Here is a 19,219-nt window from a genome sequence, read left to right as displayed (position 1 = left end):
TAACGAACCGTCTCCAAGAACTGAAAAAGCGAGGGACAACAACCATGATCATCAAACCGAGAACGCGCGGATTTATCTGCACCACCGCCCATCCGGACGGCTGCGCCGCGCAGGTTCAGCAGCAGATCGACTATATCGCGGCCAAACCGCGCCTGGAAGGACCGAAGAAAGTGCTGGTCATCGGCGCCTCGACCGGCTACGGCCTGTCGGCCCGTATTGCGGCCGCTTTCGGAGCCGGAGCGGCGACGGTCGGTGTATACCGCCCAAGCAAGAGCAGCGAGACCCGCACCGCATCCGCGGGCTGGTACAATTCGGCTGCGTTCGAGCGCAAAGCCGCCGAAGCGGGGCTTCGTTCGTTCAGCGTTACGGGCGACGCTTTCTCGGACGAGACCAAAGCCAAGACGGTCGAAGTGATTCGCGAAGAACTCGGCCAGGTCGATCTGGTCGTCTACAGCGTCGCTTCCGCGCGCCGGGTCAATCCGAAGACGGGCGAAGCGGTTAATTCCGTGCTTAAGCCGATTGGCGATTCGTATACGAACAAGACGGTCAATTTCCATACCGGCGAAGTGAGCGAAGTAACGCTTGATCCGGCAACGGAAGAAGAAGTGGCGGCGACCGTGGAAGTCATGGGCGGCGAAGACTGGCAGCTGTGGATCGACGCCCTGCAGGCTGGCGGCGTATTGGCCGAAGGCGCGACGACGATCGCCTATTCGTATATCGGCCCCGATCTGACGCAGCCGATCTACCGGGAAGGTTCGATCGGACGGGCCAAAGACCATCTGGAAGATACCGCGCTGCGGATCGGCGGGCAGTTGGCATCCGGCGGCGGCCGTTCGTTCGTATCCGTCAGCAAAGCGCTGGTGACGCAGTCGAGTTCGGCGATTCCGGTCGTGCCTTTGTACGTGTCTGTCCTGTACAAGATTATGAAGGAAAAAGGACTGCATGAAGGCTGTATCGAGCAGACCTATCGGTTGTTCGCGGATCGGCTCTACGGCGGCGGCGAAGTGCCGGTCGACGAGCAGGGCCGGATCCGGATCGACGATTGGGAAATGCGGGAAGACGTACAGCGGGAAGTGGCGGAGATCTGGGAGCGAATCTCGTCGGACAACATCGACGAACTGAGCGATCTGGCCGGATACCGTCAAGAGTTCTTCCAGCTGTTCGGTTTCGAAACCGACGGCGTGGACTACGAAGCGGATTGCGATCCGCAGGCCGGAATGCCGGAGAGCCGTCTGCGTCCGGTTCGCGAATAGCTTCCGCCGCAGCCTCATGCCAACGTCCGGGTACAAGTGAAGGAACCGGAATCGGATCGTCTTATCGATGAAAGGGGGGTTTTCTTTGCGTGTATTTGACCGTTATTTTCAGACGATCACCTGGATGTTACTGGCCTTGATGGCCGTAAGTTTGTTTATTCTCGGCAATGCCTATACCACGCCGCTGCTGCTAGTTTATGTGCTGCTGCTGGCTCTTCGCCATCGGCATTCGATCACGAATATGCTGCGGCGTTCCACACCCGGCCAGAAAACGGCGATGCTGCTGGCTTTTGCGGCGGCCGTCGCCTTCTCGTTCGTGCTGATCGGGTTCGGCGGACGGGTTCTGGAATCGCAGGGGATCGGGCCGGTGTTCCTCTACATCTGGATTGCGGTTGTGATCGCCGCCGCGATCGCCGGAATGCGTGCTGTCGCGATTCGTGCAGGCATCCCGCTCGGACCGCGCAGATAACCAGCGCGCCCGGCCTCGTGCTGTACGGGAACGGCATAGGAGATTTGTTGGAAACGCCGGCTGCTTCGAACGGTTTGAGGCCAATCGGCGGTATGCGAGGATAGCGGAAGGCCGGAACGATTCGCGAGAGCGGACGCTTCAGGCCTTTTTGAATACGCGAATTCGGCCGAGACATCGGTGGCGCGGAATATCCGCTGCGGCTTCAAGCGGTTGGATACGCGCGCAGCCGGTTAAAAAGCTGAATATGCAGCGTAAAAAGGGGTGGAGGCATGAAGCCGGCTTTTTCTTCGTATCAGGATGATCCGCAGGTGCAGCAGCGCCGCTGGCGGATCCTGATCATACTCAATTTGTTCACCTTTATGGCGACGCTCGACGGCAGTATCGTCAACGTGGCGCTGCCTTCGATCTCGAGCAGCCTGGGTCTTCAGCTTGGACACGCGCAGTGGGTATCCAGCATCTACCTGATGGCGATCTGTTCGTTCATCCTGCTGTTCGGGCGCCTGGGCGATATTTTTGGCAAAATCCGTATTTTCCGCATCGGTACGATCGTGTTCGTGGTCGGTTCGCTGCTGTGCGGACTGAGCGGCTCGCTCGCCACGCTGATCGCCGCGCGTATCGTTCAGGCAATCGGCGCTTCGATGACCATGGCCAACAGCCAGGGCATCGTCACCGATATTTTCCCTTCGAACGAACGCGGCAAAGCGCTTGGCTTGGTCGGAACATTCGTTTCGCTTGGCAGCATCGCCGGTCCCGGGATCGGCGGACTAATGGTATCGTCGCTCGGCTGGGAGTCGATCTTCTGGATCAATGTGCCGCTTGGGCTTATCGCGATCCTGCTCGGCGCCAAGCTGCTGCCTTCGGACCTTCGCACGGTCAAACGTTCGGTCGACGGCGGGGGCAGTCTGCTGTTCGCGGGTTTTGTCGTATCGCTGGTCGCCGCGATTCTGCTCGGGCAGGAGATCGGCTATGGAGATTGGAGGATCCTCGGACTTTTTGCTGTCGCTTCGGCGGCGTTCGCGCTGTTCCTGTGGAGGGAATCTCGGATCGATGAGCCGATGCTGAATCTGGGACTGTTCCGCAATCCGAACTTCTCGCTCAGTATTTTGTGCGGCTTCCTCGTCTTCGTCAGTATGTTCTGCTACAACATTATCGCGCCGTTCTACCTGCAGTCGATCCTCGGCTTGTCGCCGAGCAGCGCGGGCTGGACGATGATGATCTATCCACTCGTCATGGTCGTGGTCGCTCCGCTGAGCGGAGCGATGTCGGACCGTTTCGGTTCGGAATGGCTGACCTTTATCGGTCTCCTGCTCATGGTCGGCGCGCAGGCGGGCCTGGCTTCGCTGCATGAAGGCAGTTCGCTTGCCGTGGTCGGCGGCTGCATCGCGCTGCTCGGCCTGGGCGGAGGACTGTTCCAGTCGCCGAACAACTCGCTCGTCATGTCCACCGTACCGCGTCCGCAGCTTGGCATCGCTGGCAGCGTCAACTCGCTGATCCGCAACCTGGGCATGGTAACGGGGATCGCCGTCGCGACCACCACGCTGTTCGGCGTCATGAGCGGCCGGGCGGGTTACCGCGTCACCGGGCTGATTCCGGACCGCCCGGATATTTTCCTGGACGGCATGCATGTGGTGTTTACCGTCTCGGCCTGCATCTGCGTCGTCGGGGCCCTGCTGACCGGTTGGCGCCTGCTGGGACGCAGGCATCCGCGCGGCGAAGGCGAGCGGACGGAGCCTAGGGAAGCCTGATTCCCGGGCCTTGCCTAGCCTCCAGTCTTTTGGGTTGGCGGTTCGGCTAAGGCCGGGATAGCTTTTCAACAGAGGATACCGCACGTTCCGAATAAAAATGTTGTTGTTTTGAACACATTTTCTCCGTAAAAAAGCAGTTGGGAGAAAAATGTGATCATGACAACAACATTTTTTGCTTATTACGGCTGTTTTCTGATAATTAGCATTAAAAAGTGGTCATTTTGATCACATTCTTATCGCAAATTGAAAAAAGAGGGCGAAAAGTGATCATTTTGAACACTTTACTCAAGCTTTTGTCTCGTAAGGGAGTGTTCTCGGGATGCCAACCAGTCAACTCACAGGCAAACGCTCAAAGCAGCTGCTCCGGAAAACGGCCGACTGTTTCGTACCGGCATGCATACGTTCCTTCGGAAACGGAACGCAGCAGCTGCCGGTCGACCAGACTCTTCAGGAGCACATTTGCTTTTCGATGGCCGAAGCCGTATAGGTCCTTGAGGTCTTTGGGGCGAATCGCACGCCCCAGACGCCAGGCCAAGCGCAGCACTTCTTTCTCCTCCGGCGTGAGGGTTTGCTTGATTCGGCGGCTGTCAAACAGCAAAGGCCCCACACTCAACTGCAGCAGCATCCGGCAGACGTCGGGGCGGCGCTGGATATCGTCGAAAGCGAAGTGCAGCATTTTCCAGCCCATTCCGGTGAGGAACGTATCGCGGTTCAGCGCATAGCTGAACTTCTCGCGGTCCATGTCTTTGATATGGCTCTGGAAACCGTCGCACTCAATGCCGATCCGCCCGCCGCCTTCCGGCAGAAAAGCGAAGTCGAGAAACTGCGAGCGGCGGTTCCAGTCGTGAATCTCGTACTCCGGATGCAGACCGTCGAAGCTGCCGATCAGCGGCCACCAGACCTGTTCGAGGAACAGTTTCTCCGCATATTGGTGTCCCCGTTCCAGCCGGCCGCGGCGTTCGCCCGAGCGCGCATCCAGATGCCGTCGCACAAAAATCGAGTGGGCGTGTTCGAATTCAAGCGAAGCGGGCGCATTTGCCGGACGGAGAACGGACGGTTGTTCGGGAGTTGTAGTCTTTTTACGCTGCGACAATTAAATTCCTCCTCCAAAAATAGCATTCGACGAAAAAAACGTCCTCTCCGCCGTTTGGGCCGGGAGGACGTTCTTCGTCGCTCGATCGTATATCGCTGCGAGAAGTATAGCACAGGAGACGGCTACGCCGCACGCTTGAGGAGTGGCGGTCCTTTTCCTACCGGTTCTGCCGTTTGCTCTCATGCATTCGCCGAACCGGTGGTCAGGCTTTTTCCGCAGGCCCTTTCCGGTTTAACCTTTGTTAATCTTCCGTTTAACCGAGGGTTAACGCGCCGTGCTATCATAGGAAGAAACATCAACCAAGCCATATCCAACCGGACGGGAGATCCAGCCATGACGATTAAACGCAGGCTTTTTATATCCAATATTCTCATGATCGTGATTCCGATCGTACTGGCGCTCATGCTGTCGGCACTGCTTGTCCTGCTGCTGTGGCAGGAGTTCGATTTTCAGTTCGACAACAGCGAAGACTATTACGGGGCGCGGGACTCCGTCATGGAAGCTTCCCGCGAGCTGCTGGAGAATCCCGACACCAACGTCCAGAAGCTGGACTTCATGGTCAGCCGGGTCGATCGCATGCTGACGAACAACCATATGGCGCTGCGCATTTACGAGACATCCGGCGCATCCGCGGAGCTCGGAACCGGCACGCTGACGTATTCGCTGGGGGGCGAGCCTTTTGCCGATCCGCAGTTGACGAAAGCGCTGGATACGCTTGGCGGGACCGGGCTGGTCGGCACGGAAGGACGCGAGCTGTATGTATCGGAGGCGGACGGCGCCGAGGGAAGCTACCGGATCGAGCTGTACAGCACACGCAAAGCGGCAGAGCCGACTCCACCCGGTCATCCCGGCGGAAGCGGCGGTATCTGGTTCCCTATAGCGATTCTGCTGGGCATGATCGCCGTTGTCGTCTTGACCAGCCGCTTCCTGACCCGGTTCGTGTTCCAGAAGATCCGTCAGCCGCTCGAGATTCTGGCCGGCGGGGTCAACGAGATCCGCGACGGCAATCTGGACTATCGGATCAACTACACACGCAAAGACGAATTCCGGCCGGTGTGCGAAGCATTCAACGAGATGGCCGGCCGGCTCAAAGAGTCGGTCTGGGCCGTGCAGAAGCAGGAGATGAACCGCAAAGAACTGCTCGCCGGCATCTCGCACGATCTGCGCTCGCCGCTCACTTCGATCAAGGCGTACGCCGAAGGGCTGCTCGACGGGGTCGCGGCAACGGAAGAAGCGCGGCGCCGCTACACGGGCATGATCAAGACCAAAGCGGGCGATATCGATCACATGGTGTCGCGGCTGTTCCTTTTTTCCAAAATGGACCTGGGCGATTATCCGAATTATCCCGAAGACCTCGATCCGCGCGAAGAGCTGCAAAGTTTCTTCCGTGCGGCGGATGACGAATATGCCCATCAGGGTCTGAAGGTGGCGCTCGGTGCGATGGAGGAAGGACTGCTTATTCATGTCGATCCCGTGCAGTTCCGCCGCGTGCTGTCGAACATCGTGGAGAACAGCCTAAAGTACAAAGAACGTCCCGAAGTGACCGTGTCCGTCGAGATGTACCGGGCCGGCAGCACGCTTGCGATCACGGTATCCGACGACGGGCCGGGCGTGACGGACGAAGCGCTGCCGAAGCTGTTCGACGTCTTCTACCGCAGCGACGCTTCCCGCAGCAGTCCGAACCGGGGCAGCGGGCTGGGCCTTGCGATCTCGGAAAAAGCGATTACGTTTATGCACGGCACGATCAAAGCGGAACATGCGGACGGCGGCGGGCTGCGAATCGTTATCGAACTGCCGGTCACTCAAGCGAAGGAGGCGTAACGACAGATGAACAACGGCAAAAAGATCCTGATCGTCGAAGACGACAGCGCGATCGCGGAGATCGAGCGGGATTATCTGGAGATTGACGGATTCGGTGTGGAGATCGTCGATAACGGCACGGACGGGATCGGGCGCGGGAGCAGCGGGGAGTTTCATCTGATTCTGCTGGATGTGATGCTGCCGGGGGCGGACGGATTCGCGGTCTGCCGCAAGCTGCGCGAGACGGTCGATATTCCGATTCTGATGGTGACGGCGCGGCAGGAAGATATCGACAAGATCCGGGGGCTTGGCCTCGGGGCGGACGATTATATCGTGAAGCCTTTCTCGCCGGGGGAGCTGGTGGCGCGCGTCAAGTCCAATCTCGCCCAGTACGAACGTCTGCGCAGCCGCAGCGACAGGCCTGCCGACGGCGAACTCAAGGTAGGCCAGATCGCCATTCGTCCGCAGTCGCGGCGCGTTTATGTACGGGGCGAAGAACTGACGCTCAAAAACAAAGAGTACGAGCTGCTGCTGTTCATGCTCGAACACGCCGACATGGTGCTGAGCAAAGAGACGCTGTACGAGAAAATCTGGGGTTACGACGCGATCGGCGACAGCGCGACGGTGGCCGTCCATATCAATCGCCTGCGGGAAAAGATCGAAGACAATCCGGGCGATCCCAAAGTGATCCAGACGGTCTGGGGGGCGGGCTACCGCTTCAAGGCGTAGTTCCTTTTGCAAGAGACCGATAAAATAAGCCGCCGTATCCACGCATCAAACCGCTTTTCGATACGCAGCAAGAGCCCGGAGGCCCACAGCCCTGCCGGGCTTTTTTTATGGCGATAACTATTTAAGAACCGTTTAAGTTTTGTTTAGAAAGTTCGCGGAAGCCGTTTATTTCTTCGCGTTACGATAAGGGTGCGACAAAGAACCACCTGCAAGGCGATCCACACGGCATCCAAATCGAACACGGGGAGAGATGAACATGAAAAAAAGTATGCGCAACAAAACGATCGGTGTCATGGCGGCGGGCATGGTCTTGACGGCAAGTCTCGGAGCAGCGGCATATGCCAACGGCAATGCCTACAATACCTTCAGGGACGCGGCGCTCAAGACGGCGGAGAACGACAATTCGACAATGACCTCCAAGATCGAGATTCGTCAAAACGGAGCCGTAACGGCAAGCGGGCAGCTGCAGGTACAGTCGGCGGGAGAAGAAAGCTACTCGTTGGGGCAGTTCAAGATCGGCGGCAGCACGCTTGAAGTCGAACAATCCACCGAAGACGGAAAAGTGATCCTGCGCAAAGGCGATCAGTATTACTCGCTCGACGCGGAGCCTGGGCATTCGGAAAATCCTTCGTTCGAATCTTCGCCAAGCGCGGAGCGGCTGATGGAAGCGGCGAGCGATCTGGTGCTGGGCGATATCAAGAAAAGCTTCACGGAAAGCGGCGATACCGTCACGCTCAATCTGACGGACGCGCAAATTCCGGAACTCGCGAACCTGGCAATGAACGCGATGCTGGAAGTGAGCGCGCAGCACGGCCAGAAAGCTCTCGGCGAAGAAACGAAGTGGCAGTCGGAATGGGCCGGTTTCGACCCGGCATCGCTCTTCCCGATCACTTCGGACGGCCGGGTGGAGAGCGTGCGTCTGGACGCAGTGCTCAAAGACGGCGCGATTGCGACGATGAAAGCGACGCTCGGCGTATCGGGTCTGGACGAGAACGGTCAAAAAGTCCAGCTGCAGGCGACGATCGACAGCACGTTCGACAAGATCGGCAGTACCGTACCGCAGGATATCGATGTGACAGGAAAGAAGGTCGAACCGCTTGAGCTGCCTGAAGGCGCCGAGCACGGCCGCTTCGGTCACGGACCTTTCGGTCCGGACCGTTCCGAATAAGGAGGAATGAACATGACCGTCGTTCGTATCGAGAATCTGACGAAGAAGTATGCCAACCGCCGCGGCGTGGACCGGCTGTCGTTCGAAGTCGAAGCGGGGCAGGTGCTCGGTCTGCTCGGCCCCAACGGAAGCGGCAAAACAACAGCCATGAAAGCCATGACCGGACTGCTGCAGCCCGATTCGGGCGAGATCGCCCTGCTGGGGATGGATCCTGCGCAGCAGCTGCCCGCCATTCTGGAACGGACCGGCTGCATGATCGAAACGCCCGGCCTGTATCCGTACCTGACGGCCCGGCAGAATCTGCAGCTGACCGGCCGCTTCTATCCCGGTTTCGATACGGACACGGTCGACTCGCTGCTGGACCGGGTCGGTCTGCTGCCGTACCGCCGGGAGAAAGTCCGGCGGTTCTCCGTCGGCATGAAGCAGCGCCTGGCACTGGCCTGCGCCCTGCTGCCGAAGCCCGATCTGCTCGTGCTCGACGAGCCGACGAACGGCATGGACATCGAAGGTACCGCGATGTTCCGCGAACTGCTGCTGCAGGAACGCGAACGCGGCTGCGCCGCCGTATTGTCCAGTCATCTGGCGCATGAGATGGAGCAGCTCTGCACCCATGTGGCCGTGCTGCAGGAAGGGGTGCTGGTCGACCGAGCTTCGGTATCCGAAGTGCTGGGACGTTACGGCGGCCTGGAGCGATATTATCTGAGCATGACCCAGGCGAACGGGAGGAATGTGATATGAGTACGCGGATAAAAGAAGCGGAAGCCGGGCGGGCGGAAAATTCGATTTCGAACCGTGAAGGGATACTTTCGGGTAAAACGGGACTGCCGGAGCTTTCTTCTGCCGGATCGGCAGCCGCCCGTACCGGAGCAAAAGGGCCTGCGCCAAGCGCCATGATCGGCCGTTCGATCGAAGTCGAACTGCGCAAGATCCTTGCCCAGTTCAAATATCGCGCGCTGCCGGTGCTGATCGCGCTGGCTCCGCTGGCCTTGCTGCTGCTGAACCGGATGGAAGGCGGCATCGTGCGCTTCTCTGCCGAGAATCTGCCGTTCACGCTGCTGTCGCTGGCTGCGTATATCCTGCTTCCTCTGGCCGCGTGCATGTTGGCGGCCGACCTGTTCGCCGGAGAACGGGAGCGCGGCGAATTGAAGATCCCGCTCACCCGGCCGGTCAGCCGCATGGCGCTTGCGGTCGGCAAGATCGGGGCGATCGTTCTCTACCAGGCCGGAATGCTGGGGATTCTGCTGGTTCTGTCACTGGCGGCGGCAGTCTTGTCGGGCGCCGGAATCGGCGAGCTGAATCTGCCGGGGATTCTGGGCGCTTATGCGCTGACGCTGCTGCCGGCGGCGGTGATGACGGCCTTGGCGGCGCTGGCTTCGACGCTTGCCCGCAGCGCCACATCCGGTTTCATGCTGGGCGTCGCCCTGATCGCCGTCATGATCGGCGCCGGACTGCTGTTCCCCGCGGCCGCTCCGCTGCTGGCCGCGGATTACATGACGCTGTACAAGACGATCATCGGCTCGCAGATCGCTTATGTGCAGTTGGGTCTTGGGGCCGGCATTCTGCTCGGTTGGGGAGCGATTCTCACGGCGGCGCAGCTGCTGGTATTCGACGGGAAAGAAGTCTGACCCGTAGAGATTGCGAAGAAGCAGGTTGGGATCGCCGGGCTTCGCCGCTTGGGCGAAGCGTCGGGCAGCGAAGCGGACCGCGGCCGATCGGTGCGAAGCAAAGATGGGTGTATGAAGCTTGTACAAACCAATCAAAAAACGTTCCTGCCGGCAATGCCGGTCGGAACGTTTTTTGAGTTTGCAGGTTTAGGTGGATAGGTACAGGTTTAGGTTGGTAGGTGTGGAAGGAGCTTCAACAGTACTGCACGCCATCGGACAGACCAACGCCTACTCAAGTGATCCTTATGATCACTTTTTGATTCGCGTGTAAATATCAGCATACGGCACATAAACGGGCAGGCGGTGCAGGAGGGTTCTTTTTTCGCTGCCCGCCCCCGCCGTTCACTCTGCAAAAATCAATTAAACCGACGGATATGCGGCGAGCAGAGGGCGGTCAGCAGAATCACGATACCGACGGAGGCGAAGATCGCGATGGTCGGAATGCCTCCGATCGTATCGGCCAGATGCCCGACCACCAAGTAACCGACGGGAAGAAGCGCGAATGAACCGAGCATATCGAGACTGGCGACGCGTCCGAAGCTTTCGGCGGGAACGAGTTCCTGCAGGCTGATCTCCCAGATAATCATAAACATCATCATGCCGAAGCCTTCGAGGACCATCGCCATGACGAGTCCCGGTACCCATGTGATAACGGAGAGCAGCAGCAGGGCGACACCGCCCAGCAGCGCACCGCCGTAGGCGACCAGTCCGCGGCGTTTCCAGTCCCGTTTGGACCCGAACAGCACGGCGGCGAGAATCGCGCCCACGGCGGTGCCGGCCATCGCGATCCCGTATAGGGAAGGCGGCAGTCCGTGATGGACTTTGAACAGCCAGGGTACAAGCACGGCCACAATGCCGGTATAACAAATATTCAGCAGCGAAAAAGCAAGAATCGTAATCCACAGCCACGGCAGTTTGCGCAGCACATGAACGCCTTCCATAAACTCCGCGCCGAAGCCGGAGAGCACGGACGCGGGCTGCGCCGCAGCCGCAGCCGCTTCGGGCAATAGACCTTCGCGTAGAGGGACCACCGCGTCAGCCGATAGGCTTTCTCCGGCTGTCGCATTTCCGTGCGCGGACACGCCGGCGTCGGCAGGTTCGCCCGTGCGAAGCGCCGCGGGTTCTTTTGCAGCCGGCGTGCCGGCGTGACCGCCGTTCTTGACCGATCGGGCGGGCCATCCGCTGACGGGGCGGCCTTTTTGCTGCGCCAGCACCCGTCTGAGCATCAGGAAGCACAGCAGCGAGATCAGATACGTAACCGAATCGAGCGCGAATCCGGCTCCCGGCGACGCCGCGGTAACCAGCATGCCGCCGAGCGCGGGGCCGAGCAGCCGAACGCCCTGGATGCTGATCTGGCTCAGGGCGTTGGCGGCGTTGCGAATATCCGGCGTGAACACTTCGGCGCGCAGGGCGGAGTAAGCGGGGCTGAACACGCCTTCCATGATACCGTAGCAAACGAGCCCGATATACAGCCGCTCCAGCGTCAGGCTGCCGTTAAAAATCGAGATCGCCGCGAGCAGCATGATACACAGCCGCGCCGCGTTGCTCAGCATGACCAGCCGCAGCCGATCCGTCTTGTCCACGATCCATCCGGCAAAAGGCAGCGCGATAATGTTCGGCAGCATGTAGCAGGTCATGGCAAGTCCCAGCGACGTCGACGAATCGGTCAGCGAATAGACGACGAGCGGCAGAATGAGGACGGACACGGAACTGCCGAGCATGGCGATCCATTGACCGAGCCACAGATAGGTAAAAGCTTTGGATTTGCGAATCGGAGACAGGAACAGGGCCAGCCGGGAAGCGTTGGAGTCTTCGTTTTCCGCGGTGTTTTTGTCGAGATCGGTCAGCATGCTCAGGCGTCCCCTCTCTCGTCGATCCGTCCGATCCGAATACTGACGCCGTATTCCCGCCCGCCTTCGGTGTGCAGCTCCCACTTTTCCAGCAGCGCTTTGAGTTCATCGGAGAACCGTGCGGCTTCTTCGTCCGACAGATCGAGCCGCGTCGCATGGTATTCCGAGAAAGGGCCGGCCCCGGTCCAGGCGTCGTCGTCTTGCTGCCAGGCTTCGCCTTCGGCCGATCCGGGAAAATGAAACTGCGACGCCGGAGCGGAATAATACTTCTCCACGATTCCCGAGACGCTGCGCGTATCCGCCAATTCGAGCAGGCCTCCTTCGTACAGCCGTTGAATATGATAGTGAACATTGCCCGGCGTTTTGCGCAGCCGATCGGCGACCTGCTTCGAGGTCATCGGCTCGCGCGACAGCGCGTGCATGATCTTGATGCGCAGAGCGTTTTGCAGCAGCTTGTTCTGGTTGGCATCGATAATCAGCGAGCCGTTTGGCGTCATGGGTTTGTCCGTCAACACAATCTCCCCCTTGTTGGAGTCGGATCAATCCGGATTTCTATTGATCTGGACTTAGATCATTCTGGAAATAGATAGATCTGGAATCCAGATCATGAAGATAATATAGCATCGTTCGCAAGCGGTGTAAACGGAAATCGATCCCGCAAATAGAAAAAAGCCCGTCACGGATAAACGATCCGTTAACGGGCCGAGCTTCCCCGCTTAAATGGGGGAAGGATTCAAGGGAACCGCTCTCATCCGACAGGTTACGAGAACGTATCAAGCAGGATCGCGGTCAGCAGGCCCATCGAGGCGATAAAACCGACGGCCGGACCGCCTTCTTCGAAAGCTTCCGGCATCATGGTCGAGCACAGCATGGCGATGATGCCGCCGCCGGCGAACGCGCCGATCGCGGCTTTCATTTCACCGGAGAGCTGCTCGAAGAACAGATAGCCGCCCATGGCGGCCAGTGCCGAGACCAGCAGGACCGAACCCCACATGAGAAATATTTTTTTGCGCGAATAGCCGTTTTTTTGCAGGCCCACGGTACTCGACAAGCCTTCCGGGATATTGCTGACGAAGATCGAGACGACCAGCACAACGCTGATACCGTTGCCTGCGATCAGACTGGCGCCGAGCATAATCGATTCCGGAATGGCGTCCATCACGGTACCGGCGAAGATGCCGAGTCCGCTCTGATCGGCTTCGCCGCCGGCCGCTTTTGAACCGGAATCGTCTTTGCCCGAACGTTTGCGGTTCGAGCCGCCGCGCCGGGAGACGATCAGGTCAAACACCGTATAGACGAGCGCGCCCGCCGTGAATCCGATCCCCGTCGCAAGCACCCCGCCGTCCTCCAGGGCGTCGCCGAGCAGTTCGAACGCGGCCGCGCCGATCAGCGTGCCGACGCCAAAAGCCATAATCCAGCCGATATACCGTTTTTTGATCCGCAAAAATAACGCCGCCAACGCGCCGAGCACGACGGCCGACGCGGAAATGCCGCCCCATAACAATGCGCTCCACATGCTTATTTCTCCTCTCGTTTCTTTCTGCGCGCTATGTTGAAAGTTTCGTATGCAAGCGCTCCTGCTCGTTCATTAACCGGTCGGCGGCTTCGGCAAACGCCGGGGCTTTTTCGCAATGACGGCTGCCCAATGGTATAATTCGGCATATGCGCATACAAAAGAGCCAAATTGGCGAATAACGGGATAGACTATTTTCGGGAGGGGATTCAATGGGAACACCGCAAACGATTCTGACGACAGGCGCAAACGCGCCGATCGGGCAAACGGACGAACTTCGCGTACGGATCGAATGGGACGCCGCACCGGCCGATCTCGACGTCAGCTGCTTCATGGTCGGAGAGAACGGCAGAGTGCCGTCGGACGATTATTTTATCTTCTATAACCAGGATACAAGTCCGGCGGGACATGTGCGTTATGAACGGACAGGAAGCAGCAAGGTCGCGTTCGTCATCCGCACGAACGAGCTGGACCCCGGCCTGATCGCCAAATGCGTATTCTCCGCGACGCTTGACGGGACCGGGACGTTTGCCGACGTGACGGGCTGCCGGATCGTGGCGGAAACGGGCAGCGGCGAGATTCTGTACGAGATCACGGAAGCGACGCAGGAGCGTTCGCTCGTCTTCATGGAACTGTACCGGCATGCGTCGGGATTGAAGCTGCGGGCTGTCGGCCGCGGCTTCAACGGCGGGCTCAAACCGCTGGCCGAAGCGTATGGCGTCGAGATCGAAGACGAAGAAACGCCGGTGCCGCCGAATGTACCTCAGCCGCCCGCGAACACGCCTGCCGCGGATTCGAGTAAGGCATCGGGCTCAACGGCGGCCGCTCCCGCGCAGCCTGCCGCCCCGGAATCCGCCCAGCCGCCGCGTCCGCTCGGCAAGATCGATCTGCTCAAACGCAAAGTCGGCATTTCGCTGGAGAAGAAAAATATCGCGCATGAAAAAGCCCGCGTAGCCGTCATCTTCGACGCTTCGGGTTCCATGACGCAGCTGTACAAAAAAGGCACGGTCCAGCGCGCATTCGAACGGATTCTCGCGGTCTCGGCCCAAATGGACGACGACGGCATCATGGACGTATGGTTTTTTGCCAGCAAGATGATGCGTGCGCCGAGCGTGACCGAGCACCAGTATGAGAATTACGTGCAGAAGACCTATCCGGGGCCAAGCATGAAGAGCAAGCTGGGCTTCGGCAACAATGAGCCCGTCGTTATGGAAGACATCGTCCGCAAGTACACGCAAGAAGAGCCGGACGACAAGACGCCGACCTATATTATTTTCTTCAGCGATGGCGGAATCTATGAGACCAAGAAAATTTCCAAGCTGCTGATCAAGCATGCGGACAAGCCGATTTTCTGGCAGTTTGTCGGTCTCGGCAGAGCCAATTTCGGCGTACTCGAACAGTTGGACGACCTGCGCGGGCGTATCGTCGACAATGCCGATTTCTTCGCGCTGGACGACCTGGACCGGGTGAGCGACGAAGAATTGTACGATCGCCTGCTGAACGAGTTCCCGGGTTGGTTGAGAGAAGTGCGGGCTCGCGGAATTTTGAAATAAGGAGCAAACTTCATGAATAGACATCCGGAATCTTCTTCCAGCGTCTCCGATTCGCCTTCGCTTATGTTGGGACAATGCCTGAATCTGCTGCACAAAGACCTGGTCCTTGTCGACATGGCAAGTCCCGGCAAGCCCACCCATCCGGTATCGAAATGGAAAAAGCTGCTGCCGCTGGACGCGCCCGGTTATGAGCTGCGCACGATGAGCTTTAACCATGGCCGTACGCAGAAGAAGTCGATCGCCAAGATCGGCGGACCGGGATTATGGAACGAGTGGTAACGCAAAAAAGCGGTAAAGCAAACGGTAAAGCAAACAAAAAGCTCTTTTTTCCGAGATTCGGAAAAGGGGGCTTTTTTATAAATTGAGAATGGGATTTTATGGTTCATTCATAAAAGGAACGTACTTTTCCGAAGTTTTATATCCGGATAAGAGGAGGTCAGCTTTTTGAACATTGGGGAATCAAAACGGACTCGCCGTATATTGGCTTCCGTGCTTGCGGGAGTCATGCTCGGCACGGCAGTGCCGGCATTTGCCGCGGAGAATCCAGCCTTCGAGCAGCAGCAGGCGGCGGCCGCGGACAACGGGATCCAGAGCGAAGCGAAACTGGCTCTTCTGCAGGAAGCGCTGGCTTTGAATCTGGGTTTGGAGCAGTTCAGCGGCTCAATCGACGAAACGGCGCGGCGAAAAGGACTGGATCTCGCGGAGCAGGCCGTTATAGTGTCCGAAGATCCTTCCTCCTCGGTTTCCGAAGTCGCCGCGATCCGCAAGAAAGTCAAAGCGGCCGCGGACAAGCAGTTCCTCGATTACATGCAGCATGGGGCGTATATCAAACTGGAGATATCCAGGCTGATCAATTACACGTTGGATCCCGCCTACAATCCAACCAGCAAATATCCGCAGGAAGCGATCGATTCGGCGCTTGCCAAGCTGAACGCACTGGAACAAAGGCTGCCTACAGTCGGCTTGAAGCCGGCGGATTACGTACAGGCTTACCAGGAATATCTGTCGATTCACGTGGGATTGGACATGCAAGCTTACTGGAACAATTACGAATCGCTGTATGTGCGTGCCAGAGATTACGCGAATTCCGAGATCGAACGGGTCAAAGACATCGATGAAGATTATTCCAATCTGCGCGAAGCATTCGAGAAGCGGATCGAGACCCTTCGAGGCCAGCTCGATTCGGCTCGCAGCGAAGCGGAATTGGCTTACGTGTACCAAAAAATGAGCAATTCTTACGCCGCTTTGCTGCACGGAATCCGTCTGGTAACCGAGCTGCACGACGCACGGCTTCTGCTGGATTCTCCCCGTAGCAGCGGTTCGGGCCAATATCCGGCTTCGGCTGTCGGCACCCTGCGCCGTGCGGTCAACGAAGCCGCCAGCCAATTGGACAAAGCCCGTACATGGGACGATGTCAATTACGCGCAATCCGATCTCTATGAAGCAGTACAAGAATTCCGCAGCCGTCAGATCCCTTAACCCAAGCCGGGAAAGGTGAGAAAGGCTGCGGGAGTGGGTAATAACTTCTGTAAGGATCCGACGATCGCCGAAACGCCATTTCGATCCATAAGGAGACGATTGACGATGAGACAGGATATTGGCCAAAACCATGACTACTATATCGTTCGCGTGTCCGACGCTCCGGAATCCGAGACGCAAAGACCGGAAGATCCGCCCGGCACGCAGCCCACTTCCGATCCGGAGATCTCGCCTCAACAACCGCCCGGCGTCGCTCCGGGGCAGCCGCCCGAAACGACGCCGCAGGAACCACCGGGCGTACAGCCCGAGTCCGATCCGGAGATCGTGCCGAACGATCCCCCGGGCGTACGGCCGGGTTCACCGCCCGAATTCGATCCCGACGATATGCCCGGCGTGCGACCCAACCGGCCCGAGATCGAGCCCGAGGAACCGCCGGGCGTACAGCCCGGTCAGCAGCCGGAGATTCAGCCGATCGATCCGCCGGATGTGCGGCCCGTCAGTCCGCCGGAGATCGAGCCGATCAATCCGCCGGACGTTCAGCCCATGCAGCCGAGGGAATTCTAAGCTTCGAGCACATGACGTATCGTTTTGCCGAATAAGCTATCCAAAAAGAACCCGCGAAGGGTTCTTTTTTTTGAAGCGTATAAAAACGATCAAAGGCAGATGCTAGGACGATTTATCATTTTTGACGTAAAACGTCTCCCCGCTCTCGATCGCAATGGCATTAAGCTGTCCGCCGAAGACGGCTCCTCCATCGATGCCGACGATGCGGTTCGCTCCGTAATACACATTGTGATTATCGGGATCGCCGTGCAGGCCGCTTGTGGGCGTATGGCCGAATATGACCGTCTTGTCTCCGTCGTATCCCCGATGGAACTCCTCGCGAATCCAGATCAGGTCGGACGGATCGGCTTCGGCTGCCGTCAGACCCGGAGGAACGCCCGCATGGACAAAGATAAACGAATCCGTCTCGTAATACAGATCCAGATCGCGGACAAAAGCCAGATGGCGCTCCAATATCTCGGATTTCAGTTCGGGGCGGCGATAGTTTTCACCCAGTTCGACCCGGAGCGCTTTATCGGTAAATCCATAGCTTTCCAGAGTGGCGGTGCCGCCGTTGCGCACGATCCAGCGCTTCCAGTCTTCTTCGCCTCCGCCATCCAGCGCACGCAGCATCAGATCCTCATGGTTGCCTTTCAGCGCGATCGCACCTTCTGCGCAAAGTTCCATGACGCGTTCGAGCGTCTGCATCGATTCGGCACCGCGATCGACATAGTCGCCGAGAAGCACCAACTGATCGCAAACGGGATCGTAGCCGATGTGCTCCAGCAGACGATCGAGCAGATGCCGTTCGCCGTGGATATCGCTGATGGCCAGTGTTCTTTTGGGCATGGGCGGGGCCTCTCTTTCGGGGGAAGTCATTTTTCTAAACTCTCCCTATTCTAGACGTCCTGTAGCATTCAGGCAAGAACACGGGTGCGGGTAACCGAAGCGCAGCGGAGAAAGCAAAAAACTTCTTGCCATTTAAGTTTACTTGAGTTAATTTATTTACATAAGTTAATCCATTCGAAAGAAGCAGAGGAGGAGCCGTTTGCCGGAAGTTCATTTTTCACTGCGCGAAATCAAGAAGGCCCGAACGCGGATCAAGCTGTACGAGAGCGGATTGACTCTGATGCGCACCCGCAAGTTCAGCGAGATTATGGTCGACGAAATCTGCCGCGAGTCGGAAACGTCCAAAGTCACTTTTTTTAAATGTTTTCCGCACAAGGAAGCGCTGTTGGTTTATTTTATGCGGGTCTGGTTGACCGAACGCTTGTTGGAGATCGACGAAAAAGACAAGCGCGGATTCGAGGCTGTGCGCCATCTGCTGGAGAGCGTGGTGGAGTGGAGCGAAGACGTACCGGGCGTTATGCCCAGCCTGATCGCTTTTTTGGCCGAGAAGGATATGCACCCGTGGATGCCCGAGCTCAGCGAAGCGGAGATCCATCTGCTGTTCCCCGGGAAGGAAGCCGCGGCTGCCGTATCGCCCGATCTGGCGGAGCTGTTTCGGCGCTGCATGCTCGAAGCGCGGAGCGAGGGTACGCTGGACCCTGTTTTGTCGGTCGACGATGCAGTCAAACTGCTGTGGACTGTGTTCTATGGAGCCTTTCTGACGGCACGCTTGTACGCTTCGACCGATATCCGCGGATTTTATGAACTGCACCTGAATCGTTTGGAAAAAGGCTGAGGAGGCGTAACAGCATGGCGAAAGTAATCCCGGGCAGACAGATGGCCCAGATCGAAGGACCCTTTGTCGTATTCATCATCGGAGCGCGTATCAATAAATGGTACGCCGTGCATAAGTGGCTGCCCGTACTGCGTTCCATGGGACCCATGCTTCAGGAATTGTACACCAACAAAGAATTGGGTTTTCTCGACGCGTCTTTCTTCATGACGGGCCGCGGGGTATCGATTGTCCAGTATTGGCGCTCCTACGACCAACTGGAACATTATGCCCGCGGCAAAGCCAATCACCTCACCGCCTGGAAAAACTTCAACCGCAAAGCGCGTTCGGGAGAAGCTGTCGGCATTTACCATGAGACCTATATGGTCGAAAATGGCGCCTACGAATCGATCTACGTGAATATGCCCCCGACGGGGATGGGCCGCGCCGGGAGTTTGAATCCGGTCGGATCGGGCCGGGAAAGCTCGCGCGAGCGGGCGGGACTTGGCGGCGCGGGTCAGGGAGAACCTTCCCCGGATCTGCCGACAAGCTGAGGCTTCGTTCTTCCGAACAACGGCAAAAAGGAGCGGATCTTTCTTCCGCTCCTTCAACGTGTCGAGAAAGTCTGAATCCAAGTGAAGCGAGGAGGCGGAGGGAGAAATTCAGTGTAGGAACGATAGTGTTCGCCTTTGAAATCGGG

The 19,219-nt window shown here is 58.2% G+C and carries 19 protein-coding genes; 14 read left to right on the top strand and 5 right to left on the bottom strand.

All coding sequences use genetic code 11. The annotated features are described in order from the left end of the window. Positions 1 to 44: 44 nt before the first annotated feature. The 3 genes from fabV to HRQ60_RS08465 all read left to right on the top strand — a co-directional run bounded on the left by fabV (position 45) and on the right by HRQ60_RS08465 (position 3,467). Positions 45 to 1,253: an enoyl-ACP reductase FabV gene (gene fabV, locus HRQ60_RS08475; RefSeq protein ID WP_172195324.1), complete on the top strand. Its 1,209-nt coding sequence runs from the start codon at positions 45 to 47 to the stop codon at positions 1,251 to 1,253. An 85-nt stretch (positions 1,254 to 1,338) separates the two neighbouring features. Continuing rightward, on the top strand, positions 1,339 to 1,722 hold the full coding sequence (locus HRQ60_RS08470) for a hypothetical protein (RefSeq protein WP_172195322.1): 384 nt from the start codon (positions 1,339 to 1,341) through the stop codon (positions 1,720 to 1,722). A gap of 269 nt (positions 1,723 to 1,991) precedes the next feature. Continuing rightward, positions 1,992 to 3,467, top strand: a complete 1,476-nt coding sequence (locus HRQ60_RS08465; protein WP_172195320.1) for an MFS transporter — start codon at positions 1,992 to 1,994, stop codon at positions 3,465 to 3,467. Positions 3,468 to 3,816: 349 nt separating this feature from the next. Here HRQ60_RS08465 and HRQ60_RS08460 read toward each other — a convergent pair whose 3' ends face one another. Next, positions 3,817 to 4,560: a hypothetical protein gene (locus HRQ60_RS08460; protein WP_425501633.1), complete on the bottom strand. Its 744-nt coding sequence runs from the start codon at positions 4,558 to 4,560 to the stop codon at positions 3,817 to 3,819. A 333-nt stretch (positions 4,561 to 4,893) separates the two neighbouring features. On the opposite strand from HRQ60_RS08460, the gene HRQ60_RS08455 reads away from it, so the two are divergent. From HRQ60_RS08455 to HRQ60_RS08435, 5 genes are all read left to right on the top strand, one after another. Beyond that, positions 4,894 to 6,381, top strand: coding sequence for a sensor histidine kinase (locus HRQ60_RS08455; RefSeq protein ID WP_172195318.1), 1,488 nt, complete (start codon positions 4,894 to 4,896; stop codon positions 6,379 to 6,381). A 6-nt stretch (positions 6,382 to 6,387) separates the two neighbouring features. Beyond that, entirely contained in the window at positions 6,388 to 7,089 is a 702-nt protein-coding gene (locus tag HRQ60_RS08450) for a response regulator transcription factor (protein ID WP_172195316.1), read from the top strand. 256 nt (positions 7,090 to 7,345) lie between these two features. Beyond that, positions 7,346 to 8,257, top strand: a complete 912-nt coding sequence (locus tag HRQ60_RS08445; protein WP_172195314.1) for a hypothetical protein — start codon at positions 7,346 to 7,348, stop codon at positions 8,255 to 8,257. Between the two features lie 12 nt (positions 8,258 to 8,269). Continuing rightward, positions 8,270 to 8,995 carry an ABC transporter ATP-binding protein gene (locus HRQ60_RS08440; protein ID WP_172195312.1) on the top strand — a complete coding sequence of 242 codons (726 nt, stop codon included), beginning with the start codon at positions 8,270 to 8,272 and terminating at the stop codon, positions 8,993 to 8,995. Beyond that, positions 8,992 to 9,882: an ABC transporter permease gene (locus HRQ60_RS08435; protein ID WP_172195310.1), complete on the top strand. Its 891-nt coding sequence runs from the start codon at positions 8,992 to 8,994 to the stop codon at positions 9,880 to 9,882. The genes HRQ60_RS08440 and HRQ60_RS08435 overlap by 4 nt, the downstream gene beginning before the upstream one ends. Positions 9,883 to 10,277: 395 nt before the next feature. On the opposite strand, the gene HRQ60_RS08430 is transcribed toward HRQ60_RS08435, so the two are convergent. From HRQ60_RS08430 to HRQ60_RS08420, 3 genes are all read right to left on the bottom strand, one after another. After that, positions 10,278 to 11,771, bottom strand: a complete 1,494-nt coding sequence (locus HRQ60_RS08430) for an MFS transporter (protein ID WP_172195308.1) — start codon at positions 11,769 to 11,771, stop codon at positions 10,278 to 10,280. 2 nt (positions 11,772 to 11,773) lie between these two features. After that, positions 11,774 to 12,283 (bottom strand): ArsR/SmtB family transcription factor, encoded by a 510-nt coding sequence (locus HRQ60_RS08425; RefSeq protein WP_246281229.1) that lies wholly within the window; start codon positions 12,281 to 12,283, stop codon positions 11,774 to 11,776. Positions 12,284 to 12,531: 248 nt separating this feature from the next. Next, positions 12,532 to 13,287, bottom strand: a complete 756-nt coding sequence (locus HRQ60_RS08420) for a ZIP family metal transporter (protein WP_172195307.1) — start codon at positions 13,285 to 13,287, stop codon at positions 12,532 to 12,534. Between the two features lie 209 nt (positions 13,288 to 13,496). On the opposite strand from HRQ60_RS08420, the gene HRQ60_RS08415 reads away from it, so the two are divergent. From HRQ60_RS08415 to HRQ60_RS08400, 4 genes are all read left to right on the top strand, one after another. Continuing rightward, on the top strand, positions 13,497 to 14,837 hold the full coding sequence (locus tag HRQ60_RS08415; RefSeq protein ID WP_172195305.1) for a VWA domain-containing protein: 1,341 nt from the start codon (positions 13,497 to 13,499) through the stop codon (positions 14,835 to 14,837). A gap of 12 nt (positions 14,838 to 14,849) precedes the next feature. Continuing rightward, entirely contained in the window at positions 14,850 to 15,116 is a 267-nt protein-coding gene (locus HRQ60_RS08410; RefSeq protein WP_172195303.1) for a hypothetical protein, read from the top strand. Between the two features lie 165 nt (positions 15,117 to 15,281). Beyond that, the gene (locus HRQ60_RS08405) at positions 15,282 to 16,316 is read left to right on the top strand and encodes a hypothetical protein (RefSeq protein ID WP_172195301.1); all 1,035 of its coding nucleotides are present in this window, start codon (positions 15,282 to 15,284) and stop codon (positions 16,314 to 16,316) included. A gap of 105 nt (positions 16,317 to 16,421) precedes the next feature. Then, positions 16,422 to 16,880 (top strand): hypothetical protein, encoded by a 459-nt coding sequence (locus tag HRQ60_RS08400; protein WP_172195300.1) that lies wholly within the window; start codon positions 16,422 to 16,424, stop codon positions 16,878 to 16,880. A 102-nt stretch (positions 16,881 to 16,982) separates the two neighbouring features. Here the strand turns inward: HRQ60_RS08400 and HRQ60_RS08395 are convergent, their stop codons facing one another. After that, positions 16,983 to 17,708: a metallophosphoesterase family protein gene (locus HRQ60_RS08395; protein WP_172195298.1), complete on the bottom strand. Its 726-nt coding sequence runs from the start codon at positions 17,706 to 17,708 to the stop codon at positions 16,983 to 16,985. Positions 17,709 to 17,907: 199 nt separating this feature from the next. Between HRQ60_RS08395 and HRQ60_RS08390 the strand changes: the two genes are divergently transcribed. Beyond that, the gene (locus tag HRQ60_RS08390; RefSeq protein WP_172195296.1) at positions 17,908 to 18,543 is read left to right on the top strand and encodes a TetR/AcrR family transcriptional regulator; all 636 of its coding nucleotides are present in this window, start codon (positions 17,908 to 17,910) and stop codon (positions 18,541 to 18,543) included. 14 nt (positions 18,544 to 18,557) lie between these two features. Next, on the top strand, positions 18,558 to 19,073 hold the full coding sequence (locus HRQ60_RS08385; protein WP_172195294.1) for a DUF4188 domain-containing protein: 516 nt from the start codon (positions 18,558 to 18,560) through the stop codon (positions 19,071 to 19,073). The last annotated feature ends 146 nt before the right edge of the window (positions 19,074 to 19,219 follow it).

Source organism: Saccharibacillus qingshengii (assembly GCF_013185195.1).
In the GTDB taxonomy this organism is placed as follows: Bacteria; Bacillota; Bacilli; order Paenibacillales; family Paenibacillaceae; genus Saccharibacillus; species Saccharibacillus qingshengii.
The sequence above is the reverse complement of the archived record's forward strand: the minus strand, read 5'-3'. Positions and strand labels throughout refer to the sequence as shown.